Below are 13,746 nucleotides of genomic sequence, written 5' to 3'. Positions count from 1 at the left end.
TGAGGATCGCATGATCGAATACCGTTCCCTGCGCGTCGCCCTGCTGGGCGGCGGCACGGTGGGCTCGCAGGTCGCGAGGCTGCTGCTCGAACACGCCGACGAGCTCGCCGCGCGCGCGGGAGCACGCATCGAGCTGACCGGCATCGCGGTGCGCGACGTCGACGCGAAGCGCGACGTCGACCTGCCGCACGAGCTGTTCACGACCGATGCCGAGTCGCTGATCCTCGGGGCCGACATCGTGGTCGAGCTCATCGGCGGGCTCGAGCCGGCGCGAACGCTCGTGCTGCAGGCGATCAACTCGGGCGCCGACGTGGTCACCGCCAACAAGGCGCTGCTCGCCACCCACGGGCCGGAGCTGTTCGAGGCGGCCGAGCAGGTGGGCGCGCAGCTCGCCTACGAGGCCGCCGTGGGCGGGGCGATCCCGATCATCCGGCCGCTCCGCGACAGCATGGCCGGCGACACGGTCGACCGCATCCTCGGCATCGTCAACGGCACGACGAACTACATCCTCGACCGCATGGACACCACGGGCGACAGCCTGGAGTCGGCGCTCGCCGCGGCGACCGCGCTCGGCTACGCCGAGGCCGACCCGACCGCCGACATCGAGGGCTATGACGCCGCGCAGAAGGCCGCGATCCTCGCGAGCCTGGCGTTCCACACGCTGGTGCCCGTCGAGCAGGTGCACCGCGAGGGCATCACGGGCGTGACCGCCGCGCAGGTCGAGTCGGCGAGGAAGGCCGGCTACGTCGTCAAGCTGCTCGCGATCTGCGAGCGCCTGCGCGACCCCGACACGGGCGACGAGGCCGTCTCGGCCCGCGTGTACCCCGCGATGGTCGACCGCGCGCACCCGCTCGCCGCCGTGCACGGGGCGAACAACGCGGTCTTCGTCGAGGCATCCGCCGCCGGCGACCTCATGTTCTACGGCGCGGGCGCCGGTGGCGCCGAGACCGCGTCGGCCGTGCTCGGCGACCTGGTCGCGGTGGTGCGACGGCACGTCGCGGGCGGCCCCGGCATCGCCGAGTCGACCCACGCCGAGTTGCCGGTGCTCGACATCGGCCAGGTCACGACCCGCTACGCGGTCACCATCGAGGTGCTCGACCAGCCGGGCGTGCTCGCCGCGATCGCGCAGATCTTCGCCGCGCACGGCGTCTCCGTCGAGCAGCTCGAGCAGACGCTGAGCGACGATGCCGGGCGGGCTACCCTTGTGATCGGCACCCACGAGGCACGCGAGTCCTCCCTGGCCGACACCGTCGCGGCGCTCGCCGCAGATCCCGTGGTCGATCAGGTCACGTCCGTCCTCCGAGTCGAAGGAGCATAGTGGAACAGCCCACTCCGAAGCCGTACTCCCGCCAGTGGCGCGGGGTCATCCGCGAGTACGCGGACCGGCTCGACGTCTCGGATGCCACCCCCATCGTCACCCTCGGCGAGGGCGGGACCCCGCTCATCCCCGCGCGGGCGCTCTCGGACCGCACCGGTGCCAACGTCTTCGTCAAGTTCGAGGGCATGAACCCGACCGGCTCGTTCAAGGACCGCGGCATGACCATGGCCGTCTCCAAGGCGGTCGAGCACGGCGCGAAGGTCGTCATCTGCGCGTCGACCGGCAACACCTCGGCCAGCGCGGCCGCCTACGCCACGCACGCGGGCATCCAGTCGGCGGTGCTCGTGCCCGAGGGCAAGATCGCCATGGGCAAGCTCGCGCAGGCGATCGCGCACGGCGCGGAGCTGCTGCAGGTGCAGGGCAACTTCGACGACTGCCTCGACATCGCGCGCGACCTCTCGGCGAACTACCCGGTGCACCTGGTCAACTCGGTGAACAACGACCGCATCGAGGGGCAGAAGACGGCCGCGTTCGAGGTCGTCGAGGCGCTCGGCGACGCGCCCGACATCCACATCGTCCCGGTCGGCAACGCGGGCAACTACACCGCGTACCACCGCGGCTACCGCGAGGAGGTCGACCGCGGCGAGTCGACGAGGCTGCCGCGCATGTTCGGCTTCCAGGCCGCGGGCTCCGCGCCGATCGTGCGCGGCGAGCCGGTGCGCGACCCCGACACGATCGCGAGCGCCATCCGCATCGGCAACCCGGCCTCGTGGGAGCTCGCCCTCGCGGCCCGCGACGACAGCGACGGCTACTTCGGCGCGATCACCGACGAGAAGATCCTCGAGGCGCACCGCATCCTCTCGGCCGAGGTCGGCGTGTTCGTCGAGCCCGCGTCGGCGATCAGCGTCGCGGGCCTGCTCGAGCGCGCCGAGTCGGGTGCCATCCCGGCGGGGGCGAACGTCGTGCTCACCGTGACCGGCCACGGCCTGAAGGACCCGCAGTGGGCGCTGCGCGCGGCCGACGGCTCCGACGTGAGCCCCACCGTGGTCCCGGTCGACACCGCCGCGATCGCCGACGTGCTCGGACTGGCGTCATGACCGAGGCGGTCGTGGGAGGCCTGCGCGCGCTCGAACTCGAGCCGGGCACGACCGTGCACGTCAAGGTGCCGGCCACCACCGCGAACCTCGGCCCCGGGTTCGACACGCTCGGGCTCGGGCTCGCGCTGTACGACGACCTCGACATCACCGTGCTCGACCACCCGGGTCTCGAGATCGTCGTCGAGGGCGTCGGGGCGGGCGAGGTGCCGCTCGACGAGTCGCACCTGGTGGTGCGCTCGCTCGCGCACAGCCTCGCCACGCAGGGCTACGCGCTGCCGCCGATCCGGCTGCACGCGCACAACACGATCCCGCACAGCCGGGGCCTCGGCTCCTCGGGCGCCGCGGTCGTCGCGGGCGTGATGGCCGCCAAGGGGCTGCTCGAGGGCATCGTCGACCTGGACTCGGCGACCCTGCTGGCACTCGCCACCGACCTCGAGGGGCACCCCGACAACGTCGCGCCGGCGCTCTTCGGCGGCCTGACGATCGCGTGGACCACCGAGCAGGGTCCGCAGCACAAGAAGCTCATCGTGCACCGCGGTGTCTCGCCGCTCGTGCTGGTGCCCGAGCACGTCATGTCGACGGCGCTCGCGCGCTCGCTGCAGCCCAAGCACGTGCCCCACGAGGACGCGGTGTTCAACCTGTCGCGCTCGGCGCTGCTCGTCGCGGCGCTCACCCAGAGCCCCGAGCTGCTGCTCGCGGCCACCGAGGACAAGCTCCACCAGAGCTATCGCGCCTCGGCGATGCCCGAGACGGAGCGCCTCATCCGGGTGCTCCGCGCCGCCGGCCACGCGGCCGTCGTCTCGGGTGCGGGACCCTCGATCCTGGTGCTCGCGAGCAACCCCGCGGAGCGGCTCGACGCCGCCGCGCTGGTCGAGCGCGAGGCCGATTCACCGTGGCAGGCCCTGATGCCGGCGGTCGACTTCCGGGGGGCGACCGCGGCCGCCGCGGACTGACACGCAGTCCACAGGTACCGGGGCACCCCGCCCACGGTGGTAAACTCGCTACCAGCACCCGGCAGGCACGCGGGCACCGCGAACCGGCCGCATCGTGCGATTCTCAGCAACTCATTGCTCACGCCCACGCGTGCATCTGCGCTTCCGTGCAGACCTCGACGCGTGCGAGCGCATCGGCTCTCCCGGCTCATTCCCGAACGCCGGGGGAAAGGAAACATACCCAGTGACCAACGCAACCGACCACGCCTCGGGCGTGTCGAACGGCGCCCCCCTGTCCGGTCTCAAGGTCGCCGAGCTCCAGCAGCTCGCCACCGACCTCGGCATCTCGGGCGCGAACAAGCTCCGCAAGGGCGAGCTCGTCGAGGCGATCTCCGACCGCCGCGACTCCGGTGACGCGCCGCGCCGCGCGCCCCGCCGCGCGACGAGCGCCGGCACCGCCGCCGGCGCCCACGTCAACGCGGGCGAGACCGGCCTCGAGAACCTCATCCCCACGGACGCCGCCGCCCCCGCGGCGGACGCGCCCGAGCAGCGCGGCGAGCAGGCCGGCGGTGCCGAGTCCGACGCCGAGAAGTCCGGCGCCGAGAAGTCCGACGACGCGAAGTCCGGCCAGGACGCCGGGCAGGACTCGGGCGAGGGCCAGCAGCGCTCCGGCCGCAGCCGGAGCCGCAACCGCAACCGCAACCGCGGCGGCGGCGACCAGCAGGGCCAGCAGGGCCAGCAGGGCGAGTCCCGCGACGCCGACGGCGGCGACTCGGGCGGCCAGGGCCAGAACAAGAACGACGGCCGCCAGGGCGGCAAGAACAAGGGCGGCAACGGCCAGCGCCAGCAGAAGCAGGACGACGCGCAGGACGACGGCGGCCGGCAGAAGGGCCAGCAGGGCCAGGGCGGCCGCGGCGGCAACGCCGACCAGGCCGACGGCGAGGGCGGCGGCCGCCGCAGCCGGTACCGCGACCGCAAGCGCCGCGGCGGTGGCGGCGGCGACGAGGCCGAGCCCGAGATCCTCGACGACGACGTGCTGATCCCCGTCGCCGGCATCCTCGACGTGCTCGACAACTACGCCTTCGTGCGCACCACGGGCTACCTCCCCGGCCCGAGCGACGTCTACGTCTCGCTCGGCCAGGTGAAGAAGTACCACCTGCGCAAGGGCGACGCGGTCGTCGGCGCGATCAAGCAGCCGCGCGAGGGCGAGGGCAACAGCCGCCAGAAGTACAACGCCCTGGTGAAGGTCGACTCGATCAACGGCCAGGCACCGGATGCCTCGGGCGAGCGCGTCGACTTCCAGAAGCTGACCCCGCTCTACCCGCAGGACCGCCTGCGCCTTGAGACCGAGCCCACCAAGCTCACCCAGCGCATCATCGACCTCGTCGCGCCGATCGGCAAGGGCCAGCGCGGCCTGATCGTCGCGCCGCCGAAGGCCGGCAAGACCATCGTGCTGCAGCAGATCGCCAACGCGATCTCGCAGAACAACCCCGAGGTCCACCTCATGGTCGTGCTCGTCGACGAGCGCCCCGAGGAGGTCACCGACATGCAGCGCACGGTGAAGGGCGAGGTCATCGCCTCGACCTTCGACCGTCCCGCGGAGGACCACACGACGGTCGCCGAGCTCGCGATCGAGCGCGCCAAGCGCCTCGTCGAGCTGGGCCACGACGTCGTCGTGCTGCTCGACTCGATCACGCGCCTCGGCCGCGCGTACAACCTCGCGGCGCCGGCCTCCGGCCGCATCCTCTCCGGCGGCGTCGACGCGAGCGCGCTGTACCCGCCGAAGCGCTTCTTCGGCGCGGCCCGCAACATCGAGAACGGCGGTTCGCTCACCATCCTCGCCACGGCGCTCGTCGAGACCGGGTCGAAGATGGACGAGGTGATCTTCGAGGAGTTCAAGGGCACCGGCAACTCGGAGCTGCGCCTGTCGCGCCAGCTCGCCGACAAGCGCATCTTCCCGGCGGTCGACGTCAACGCGTCGTCCACCCGCCGCGAGGAGATGCTGCTGTCGAACGACGAGGTCAAGATCACCTGGAAGCTGCGTCGCGCGCTCGCCGGGCTCGAGCCCCAGCAGGCGCTCGAGGCGGTGCTCGGCCGGCTCAAGGAGACCCAGTCGAACACCGAGTTCCTCCTGCTCATGCAGAAGTCGGCTCCGGTCGCGGGCAACGGGCACGGCGAGGCCCACCGCCACGGCCACGAGAACGACCACCGCTGACGCACGTGTTCGAGTCCGTCGAGGCGCTGCGCGCCGAGCACGGCCAGCTCCAGGAGGAGCTGGCCGACCCGGCGCTGCACGCCGACCCCGCGCGCTCGCGCAAGGTGAACCGGCGCTACGCCGAGCTCAGCCGCATCGTCGCCGCGCACGACGCGTGGAACCAGGCGAACGACGACCTCGAGGCCGCCCGCGAGCTGGCCGCCGAGGACGCCGCGTTCGCCGAGGAGGTGCCCGGCCTCGAGGCGCAGCTCGCCGAGTCGCAGGAGCACCTGCGGCGCCTGCTCATCCCGCGCGACCCCGACGACGGCCGCGACGTGATCATGGAGATCAAGGGCGGCGAGGGCGGCGCCGAGAGCGCGCTGTTCGCCGCCGACCTGCTGCGCATGTACCTGCAGTACGCCGCGTCGAAGGGCTGGAAGACCGAGCTGCTCGAGTCCGACGAGTCCGACCTCGGCGGCTACAAGAACGTGCAGGTCGCGATCAAGTCGAACGCCACCGACCCGTCCGAGGGCGTCTGGGCGCACCTGAAGTACGAGGGCGGCGTGCACCGCGTGCAGCGCGTGCCGGTGACCGAGGCGCAGGGGCGCATCCACACCTCGACCACGGGCGTGCTCGTGTTCCCCGAGGTGGACGAGCCGGAGGAGGTCGACCTCAACCAGAACGACCTCAAGATCGACGTCTACCGGTCGTCGGGCCCCGGCGGCCAGTCGGTGAACACGACCGACTCGGCCGTGCGCATCACGCACCTGCCGACGGGCATCGTCGTGGCCATGCAGAACGAGAAGTCGCAGCTGCAGAACCGCGAGGCGGCGATGCGCGTGCTCCGCGCGCGCCTGCTCGCGCGCCAGCAGGAGGAGCTCGCGGCGGCGGCGTCCGACGCCCGCAAGTCGCAGATCCGGTCGATGGACCGCTCCGAGCGCATCCGCACCTACAACTTCCCCGAGAACCGCATCGCCGACCACCGCACCGGGTACAAGGCCTACAACCTCGACCATGTGATGAACGGCGCGCTGGACCCCGTCATCGAGTCGGCCGTGCAGGCCGACGAGGAGGCCAGGCTCGCGCAGATCGGCGACGAGTCCTAGCAGCGCCCGTCGAGGGCGGGCGGGCGGATGCCTCCCGCGGACGCGTCGGGCGACCGGTCGTCAGTCGTGCACGCCGCGCGCCGCGTCGGCCGTGGCATCCGCCAGCGGCCGGAACTGCGCCGGCACCCCCACGACGAGCGAGTGCGGGGGAGCGTCGTGCGTCACGACCGCGTTCGCGCCGACCGTCGAACCCGTGCCGATCGTGATGTCGCCGAGGATCTTGGCGCCCGCGCCGACGGTCACGCCGTCCTCGAGCGTCGGGTGCCGCTTGGTGCCGCGTCCCGCGCCGCGCCTGGCCTTCCCGCCGAGGGTGACGCCGTGGTAGAGCATGACGTCGTCGCCGAGCACCGCGGTCTCGCCGATCACCACGCCCATGCCGTGGTCGATGAAGAACCTGCGGCCGATGGTCGCGCCGGGGTGGATCTCGATGCCCGTCAGGAAGCGGTTGAGCTGCGAGAGCACCCGCGCCACGAGGCGGAAGCCCCGGCGCCACAGCGCATGGGCGACCCGGTGGCCCCACACCGCGTGCACCCCCGAGTACGCCACGAAGATCTCCAGCGCGCTCCGCGACGCGGGGTCGTGGGCGCGGGCGGTGGCGATGTCCTCGCGGACACGGGAGACGAGCTTCACCGGCCCATCCAATCAGACGCCTCCTGAGGGAACGCTCAGTCCTCGTCCAGCATGCCCTCGTAGAGCACGGTGGAGAGGTAGCGCTCGCCGTAGCTCGCGAGGATCACGACGATGGTCTTCCCGGCGTTCTCGGGGCGCTTCGCGACCTCGACGGCCGCGTGCACGGTCGCACCCGAGCTGAGCCCGCCGAGGATGCCCTCCTCCATGCCGAGGCGTCGCGCCATCGCGACGGCCTGGTCGATGTTCACGTCGAAGATCTCGTCGTAGACCTCGCGGTCGAGGATCGGCGGGATGAAGTTCGGGCCGATGCCCTGGATCTTCTGCGGGGCGGGGTCGCCGCCGTTCAGGATCGGCGACTCGGCCGGCTCGACGCCGATGACCTGCACGCCCGGCTTGCGCTCCTTGAGCACCTGGCCGACGCCGGTGATGGTGCCGCCCGTGCCGATGCCGGAGACGAAGATGTCGACGCCGCCGTCGGTGTCGTCCCAGATCTCCTCGGCGGTCGTGCGGCGGTGGATGGCCGGGTTCGCCTCGTTCTCGAACTGGCGGGCGAGCACCGCGCCCTCGATGTCGGCGGCGATCTCCTCCGACTTCGCCACCGCGCCCTTCACGCCGACCGGGCCGGGGGTGAGCACGAGCTCGGCACCGTACGCCTTCAGCAGCTGGCGGCGCTCGATGCTCATGGTCTCGGGCATGGTGAGGATCACGCGGTACCCGCGCGCGGCGCCCACCATGGCGAGCGCGATGCCGGTGTTGCCGCTCGTCGCCTCGACGATGGTGCCGCCGGGCTGCAGCTCGCCCGACGCCTCGGCGGCGTCGACGATGGCGATGCCGAGCCGGTCCTTGACGCTCGCCGAGGGGTTGTAGAACTCGAGCTTGCCGAGCACCTCGGCCGGCGCGCCGTCGGTGACCCGGTTCAGGCGCACGAGCGGGGTCTTCCCGAACGCCTCGGTGATGCTGCCGTAGACCTGTCCCATGTGCGCGTCCTCTCCCTCGTGCGCGTCGTCGCGCGCCGCATCCGAGCATACGCACCCGCCCGGTTCACCGGCGAGTGCGTTACATTCGACCCTCGTGGATGAGCCGCTGCCGTACAACGCCCGCGACCTGCGCGCCGTGCGCGCCGGCGTCGCCGACCGCCTCGCGCTCGCCGGCATCGCCGACGCGGAGGTCGACGCGGACCTGCTGATCGGCCACGTGCTCGGCCTCGGCCGCGGCGAGGTGCAGGCCCGCATGGTGCTCGGCCACGAGCTGGGCGAGGCGGATGCCGCCGCGCTCGAGTCCCTCGTCGCCCGGCGGGCCGCGCGCGAGCCGCTGCAGCACCTCACCGGGCGCGCCGGGTTCCGCTCGCTCGAGCTCGAGGTGGGGCCCGGCGTCTTCGTGCCGCGCCCGGAGACCGAGCAGGTGGCCCAGCACGCGATCGACGCGCTGCGCGCCGTCGCCGACCCGGAGCCGCGCGCGGTCGACCTCGGCACGGGCACCGGTGCGATCGCGCTCGCGTTGGCCACCGAGGTGCCGCACGCCCGGGTCTGGGCCGTGGAGAAGTCCCCGGCGGCGTTCCGCTGGGCGCGCGCGAACGCCCGCCGCATCGGCGCGCCGAACCTCGAGCTCGTCTTCGGCGACCTCGCCGACGCGCTCACGCAGCTCGACGGCACGCTCTCGGTGGTGATCTCGAATCCGCCGTACATCCCCGACGACGCGCTCCCGCGTGACCCCGAGGTGCGCCTGCACGACCCGGAGGCCGCCCTGTACGGCGGCGCCGACGGCCTCGACGTCGTGCGCGACGTCTCGCGCACCGGCCTGCGGCTGCTGCGCCCCGGCGGCCTGCTCGTGATCGAGCACGGCGAGCAGCAGTCCGCGCCGATCGGCGCGCTGCTGGCCGCCGACGGCTGGCGCGCGATCGCCCACCACCGCGACCTCACCGGGCGCGACCGCGCGACGACCGCGCTGCGCTGACCCGCGGCATCCGCCCGCTCAACCCGCCGCGAACGCCTCGACGGCCTCCAGCAGGTGCGCGGTGTTGTAGCCGTGGCCGACCTCGAGGAACTCGAACGCCTCGAGCCCCGCGTCGGCGGCGCCGCGCACGTTCGCGCCCGAGTCGTCGACGAGGAACGTGCGCTCCGGGGGCACGCCGAAGCGGTCGCACGCCCGTGTGTAGATGCGCCGCTCGGGCTTGCGCGCCCCGAGCGCGGCCGACACGAGGTCGTTGCCGGCCAGGATCTCGTGCACCTCGGGCGCGAGCACCGGCAGTGCGTCGCGGAAGATGATCGGGTTGTTCGACAGCAGCGAGACGGTGCCGAGCTCGGCCGCGCGCCGTAGCACGGCGATCGACGCGGGGATCGGCGTCATCGCCGCCGTCCTCGCCTCGAGCCACTGGTCCATCGTGAGGCGGGCGCCCGTGACCTGGGCGAACGCCTCGAGGTACTCGTCGGCCGTCGCGTACTCGCCGGCCTCCGCGGCAGCCTCGTGCCCCTCCGACCACCAGGTCTTCGCGAGGTGGTACTCGCTCGTGCCGGTCAGCCGCGCGAGGGCGGGCAGGCGCTCGCGGAAGTCGTACGCGTAGAGCGTCTTGTCGAAGTCGAACAGGTACAGCACCGTCGCCACGGCCCCAGTATCCCAGCCCCGTGGCGGACTGCGGGGTCCTGCCGCGGGCTCCACTAGACTCGTGCGGTCATGACACGCATCCACGACACCTCGGTCGGCACCGGCCTGATGACCGGCATGCGACTGGCCCGACAGGCCCTCGGCCGCGGACAGCTCGTCGTGCTGCCGACCGACACCGTGTACGGCCTGGCGGCCGACGCGTTCGACGCGACGGCGGTGCAGCGGCTGCTCGACGCGAAGGGACGCGATCGCACGGCGCCGCCTCCCGTGCTGATCCCCGGCATCCCCACGCTCGATGCGCTCGCCGCCGAGGTGCCCGACCCCGTGCGTGCGCTCGTCGAGGCGTTCTGGCCCGGCGGCCTCACCGTGATCCTCTCGGCGCAGCCGTCGCTGCGCTGGGACCTCGGCGAGACCCGCGGCACGGTCGCGCTGCGCATGCCCGACCACCCGATCGCGCTCGAGCTGCTGGCCGAGACCGGCCCGCTCGCGGTGTCGTCGGCGAACCTCTCCGGCCGGCCCGCGGCCGCCACCGCCCAGGAGGCGGAGGCGATGCTGGGCGAGTCGGTGGAGGTCTACCTCGACGGCGGTCCCGCGGGCTCCGGGTACGAGGCCGTCGGCGAGCGCCCCGGAGACCTGTCGTCGACCATCGTCGACGCGACCGGGCTGTCGCAGCCCGGCGGGAGGCTCCGCATCGTGCGCGCCGGCGTCATCACGCGCGAGGCGCTCGCCGGGGTCGTCAGCGAGGACCTGCTCGAGCCCGTCGCCGGGGCCGCCCCGGCGTCGCAGCCGGAGGAGGCCGACGCCCCCGTGACGGTGGAGACGGATGCCGCGCCGGAGACCGACACCGCATGAGGGCGTTCCTCGCGCTCGCGCTCGTCACCGCCGTGGTGACGCTCCTGCTGTCGATCGTCATCTGGAAGCTCAGCCTGCGCTACCGGCTCTACCCGAAGATCCGCGAGCGCGACGTGCACACGCGTCCGACGCCGCGGCTCGGCGGCATCGCCATGTTCATCGGGATCGTCGCCGCGTTCGGCGTGGCATCCCTGGTCTCGTCGTCCATCGCCCCGCTCGCGATCGTCTTCGCCGACCGCAGCCAGATCCTCGCCATCCTCGGCGCAGCGCTGCTCATCGTGCTGCTCGGCGTCGCCGACGACATCTGGGACCTCGACTGGCTGACCAAGCTCGCCGGGCAGTTCCTCGCCGCGGGGCTCGTCGCGTGGCAGGGCGTCTCGATCCTCTCGCTGCCGGTCGGGGGAGTGGTCGTCGGCTCGTCCTGGCTGTCGGCCACGGTCACGGTGTTCGCGATCGTGCTCGTGATGAACGCCGTCAACTTCATCGACGGGCTCGACGGGCTCGTCGCCGGCGTCGCGCTCATCGCGAACGGCGTGTTCTTCGTCTACACGTACCTGCTCGTGCAGCAGACCTCGCCGACGAACTACTTCAACCTCGCGTCGCTCCTCGCCGTGCTGGTGGTGGGCGCCTGCGCCGGCTTCCTGCCGCTCAACTGGCACCCCGCGAAGCTGTTCATGGGCGATGCGGGCGCGCTGTTGATCGGCCTGCTCATGGCCACCTCGGCGATCGCCGTGACCGGACAGATCAACCCCGGCTCGATCGGCGCGGGCGACCTGTTCCCCGCGTTCATCCCGGTGATCCTGCCGTTCGCGGTGCTCGTGATACCGCTGCTCGACTTCACGCTGGCCGTGATCCGGCGCCTGCGCGCCGGGAAGTCGCCGTTCTCGGCCGATCGCGGCCACCTGCACCACCGGCTGCTCGACATGGGGCACACGCACCTACACGCCGTGCTCATCCTCTACGCCTGGACGGGCGTCGCGTCGGTCGGCTTCCTGCTGAGCTTCGTGCTGCCGGCCTACACCGACCTCGACCGCGCCTGGGCATTCGTGTTCCTCGGCGTCGGCTTCGTCGCCTGCGCGGCGCTGACGCTCGCGCCGCTCACGCGCCGGCGGCGGAGGGCGCTGCGCGCCGACCTCGCCGGCGACGGCGAGCCGGCCACCGACAACGCCGGAGGCGCGGCGGTATGATTTCGACGCATCCGACTGGAGACCGATGAACGACGCACGACCGCCCGCCGAGCACCCCGCCGACCGCAGGCAGCCGACCTCGGGGCCGGTGCTCCGGGAGGCGCTGAAGTGGGGCGGTGTCAGCGCGCTGGCCATCGCCGTCGTCGGCGGCCTGCTCGGCTGGCTGTTCGCGGGCGCGGTCGGCCTCACCAGCGCGCTCCTCGGCACGGCCATCGCGATCGGCTTCATGGCCATCACGGCCGCGAGCATCCTGCTCGCCAACCGGTTCTCCGCCAGCGACCTCTTCGTCGGCGCCTTCTTCGGCATCGTGCTCGGCGGCTGGCTGCTGAAGTTCGTGCTCTTCATCGTGCTCGTCGTGCTGCTGCGGGGCCAGCCGTGGCTCGACTCCACGGTGCTGTTCCTCTCGATCGTCGCGGGGGTCATCGCCTCGCTCGTGGTCGACGTCATCGTGGTGCTGCGCTCGCGCGTGCCCTACGCGAGCGACGTCGAACTGCCGAAGGCGCCCACCGACGACTGACGCGCGGCGGCGACGCCGATACGTGCCGTTCGAGGCATCCGTTCGGAACGGCCCGTCTCGGATTCGCCCGGATCGCGGTTCTCTTGCTAGGATCTTGACCGATCCCCCCGGTTCTGGATGCGCCACAGGTGTGTCGAGTTTCCGCTGAATGTTCGTCGACGCGAGAGCACCTGCTCGACGCCCCGAAACAGGAGATAGCGCTGCTAGTACACGCTGTGAACCTGCTGGTTCCGACCGCTGCCGAAGATGGCGAGTTCCACGGTCCGTCGATCGCAGAGTTCTTCCCGCCCGGGTTCCTCTTCGAGGACACCCCGTTCGAGATCAACCGGATCATGCTCGTCCGCTTCATCGCGGTCGCGGCGCTGATCCTGGTCTTCTGGCTCGGCACGCGCCGCATGCGCGTGGTTCCCGGCCGCTTCCAGTCGGTCGTCGAGATGGGCCTCGACTTCGTCCGCGTGAACATCGCGGAGGACCTGCTCGGCAAGGTCGACGGGCGCCGGTTCCTGCCGCTGCTCACCACCATCTTCTTCATGGTGCTGTTCATGAACATCACGGGAATCATCCCGTTCCTGAACATCGCCGGAACCTCGGTCATCGGCGTGCCGCTCGTGCTCGCCCTCGTCGCGTACGTGACGTTCATCTACGCCGGCATCAAGAAGAGCCCGAAGAACTTCTTCAAGAACTCGCTCTTCCCGGCGGGCGTGCCGTGGCCGGTGTACTTCATCGTCACGCCGATCGAGCTCATCTCGACCTTCATCATCCGCCCGGTGACGCTCACACTGCGACTCATGATGAACATGATCGTCGGCCACCTGCTGCTGGTGCTCTTCTTCGCGGCGACGCAGTTCTTCTTCTTCACCGCCGGCGGCTGGTACACCCTGTTCGGTGTCGGCACGCTCGCATTCGGCTTCGTCTTCACGCTGTTCGAGATCCTCGTCGCCGTGCTGCAGGCCTACGTCTTCGCCCTTCTGACGGCCGTCTACATCCAGCTGGCCGTCGCCGAAGAGCACTGACCCCGGGCGCCCCCGCCCGTACGGAACCCTAGGAAAGGAAACCCCAACGTGGACGCAACCACCGTTCTCGCCGAGATCAACGGAAACATCGCGACCGTCGGCTACGGCCTGGCCGCCATCGGCCCGGCGATCGGCGTCGGCATCGTCGTCGGCAAGACGATCGAGGGCGTCGCCCGCCAGCCCGAGCTGGCCGGTCGCCTCCAGGTGCTGATGTGGATCGGTATCGCCTTCACCGAGGCGCTCGCCTTCATCGGCATCGCGACGTACTTCATCTTCGTCTGATCCGTCCCGCCGGCAAT

At 71.8% G+C, this 13,746-nt stretch carries 14 protein-coding genes; 11 read left to right on the top strand and 3 right to left on the bottom strand.

Going from position 1 to position 13,746, the window contains the following annotated elements:
* The first annotated feature begins 10 nt into the window (after nucleotides 1-10).
* The 5 genes from QMG39_RS01200 (at nucleotide 11) to prfA (ending at nucleotide 6,647) form a co-directional block, all read left to right on the top strand.
* On the top strand, nucleotides 11-1,318 hold the full coding sequence (locus tag QMG39_RS01200; protein WP_281881996.1) for a homoserine dehydrogenase: 1,308 nt from the start codon (nucleotides 11-13) through the stop codon (nucleotides 1,316-1,318).
* A complete protein-coding gene (thrC, locus tag QMG39_RS01195) occupies nucleotides 1,318-2,415 on the top strand; it encodes a threonine synthase (RefSeq protein ID WP_281881995.1) in 1,098 nt (365 codons plus the stop codon). Before QMG39_RS01200 ends, thrC begins: the two co-directional genes overlap by 1 nt.
* A complete protein-coding gene (gene thrB, locus QMG39_RS01190; RefSeq protein WP_281881994.1) occupies nucleotides 2,412-3,368 on the top strand; it encodes a homoserine kinase in 957 nt (318 codons plus the stop codon). The genes thrC and thrB overlap by 4 nt, the downstream gene beginning before the upstream one ends.
* Before the next feature lie 223 nt (nucleotides 3,369-3,591).
* Nucleotides 3,592-5,562 (top strand): transcription termination factor Rho, encoded by a 1,971-nt coding sequence (rho, locus tag QMG39_RS01185; protein ID WP_281881993.1) that lies wholly within the window; start codon nucleotides 3,592-3,594, stop codon nucleotides 5,560-5,562.
* Between the two features lie 5 nt (nucleotides 5,563-5,567).
* Nucleotides 5,568-6,647 carry a peptide chain release factor 1 gene (gene prfA / locus QMG39_RS01180; RefSeq protein ID WP_281881992.1) on the top strand — a complete coding sequence of 360 codons (1,080 nt, stop codon included), beginning with the start codon at nucleotides 5,568-5,570 and terminating at the stop codon, nucleotides 6,645-6,647.
* Between the two features lie 60 nt (nucleotides 6,648-6,707).
* Here prfA and epsC read toward each other — a convergent pair whose 3' ends face one another.
* The gene (epsC, locus tag QMG39_RS01175) at nucleotides 6,708-7,277 is read right to left on the bottom strand and encodes a serine O-acetyltransferase EpsC (RefSeq protein WP_281881991.1); all 570 of its coding nucleotides are present in this window, start codon (nucleotides 7,275-7,277) and stop codon (nucleotides 6,708-6,710) included.
* Between the two features lie 35 nt (nucleotides 7,278-7,312).
* Nucleotides 7,313-8,254, bottom strand: a complete 942-nt coding sequence (gene cysK, locus QMG39_RS01170; RefSeq protein WP_281881990.1) for a cysteine synthase A — start codon at nucleotides 8,252-8,254, stop codon at nucleotides 7,313-7,315.
* A gap of 94 nt (nucleotides 8,255-8,348) precedes the next feature.
* Here cysK and prmC point away from each other — a divergent pair, with 94 nt between their 5' ends.
* Nucleotides 8,349-9,230, top strand: coding sequence for a peptide chain release factor N(5)-glutamine methyltransferase (prmC, locus tag QMG39_RS01165; RefSeq protein WP_373878286.1), 882 nt, complete (start codon nucleotides 8,349-8,351; stop codon nucleotides 9,228-9,230).
* Between the two features lie 18 nt (nucleotides 9,231-9,248).
* Here prmC and QMG39_RS01160 read toward each other — a convergent pair whose 3' ends face one another.
* Nucleotides 9,249-9,878: an HAD-IA family hydrolase gene (locus QMG39_RS01160; RefSeq protein ID WP_281881989.1), complete on the bottom strand. Its 630-nt coding sequence runs from the start codon at nucleotides 9,876-9,878 to the stop codon at nucleotides 9,249-9,251.
* A gap of 69 nt (nucleotides 9,879-9,947) precedes the next feature.
* On the opposite strand from QMG39_RS01160, the gene QMG39_RS01155 reads away from it, so the two are divergent.
* The 5 genes from QMG39_RS01155 (at nucleotide 9,948) to atpE (ending at nucleotide 13,729) form a co-directional block, all read left to right on the top strand.
* On the top strand, nucleotides 9,948-10,730 hold the full coding sequence (locus QMG39_RS01155; RefSeq protein WP_281881988.1) for an L-threonylcarbamoyladenylate synthase: 783 nt from the start codon (nucleotides 9,948-9,950) through the stop codon (nucleotides 10,728-10,730).
* Complete coding sequence (locus QMG39_RS01150) at nucleotides 10,727-11,917, top strand: MraY family glycosyltransferase (protein WP_281881987.1); 1,191 nt, start codon at nucleotides 10,727-10,729, stop codon at nucleotides 11,915-11,917. The genes QMG39_RS01155 and QMG39_RS01150 overlap by 4 nt, the downstream gene beginning before the upstream one ends.
* A gap of 25 nt (nucleotides 11,918-11,942) precedes the next feature.
* The gene (locus tag QMG39_RS01145; RefSeq protein WP_281881986.1) at nucleotides 11,943-12,434 is read left to right on the top strand and encodes a Cg1360 family ATP-synthase-associated protein; all 492 of its coding nucleotides are present in this window, start codon (nucleotides 11,943-11,945) and stop codon (nucleotides 12,432-12,434) included.
* A gap of 215 nt (nucleotides 12,435-12,649) precedes the next feature.
* Complete coding sequence (gene atpB / locus QMG39_RS01140; protein WP_281881985.1) at nucleotides 12,650-13,447, top strand: F0F1 ATP synthase subunit A; 798 nt, start codon at nucleotides 12,650-12,652, stop codon at nucleotides 13,445-13,447.
* 48 nt (nucleotides 13,448-13,495) lie between these two features.
* A complete protein-coding gene (atpE, locus tag QMG39_RS01135; protein ID WP_022888426.1) occupies nucleotides 13,496-13,729 on the top strand; it encodes an ATP synthase F0 subunit C in 234 nt (77 codons plus the stop codon).
* Nucleotides 13,730-13,746 lie beyond the last annotated feature (17 nt).

The sequence above is a fragment of the Agromyces rhizosphaerae genome (assembly GCF_027925245.1).
Lineage (GTDB): Bacteria > Actinomycetota > Actinomycetes > Actinomycetales > Microbacteriaceae > Agromyces > Agromyces rhizosphaerae.
This window is presented reverse-complemented; position numbering and strand designations above follow the sequence as displayed.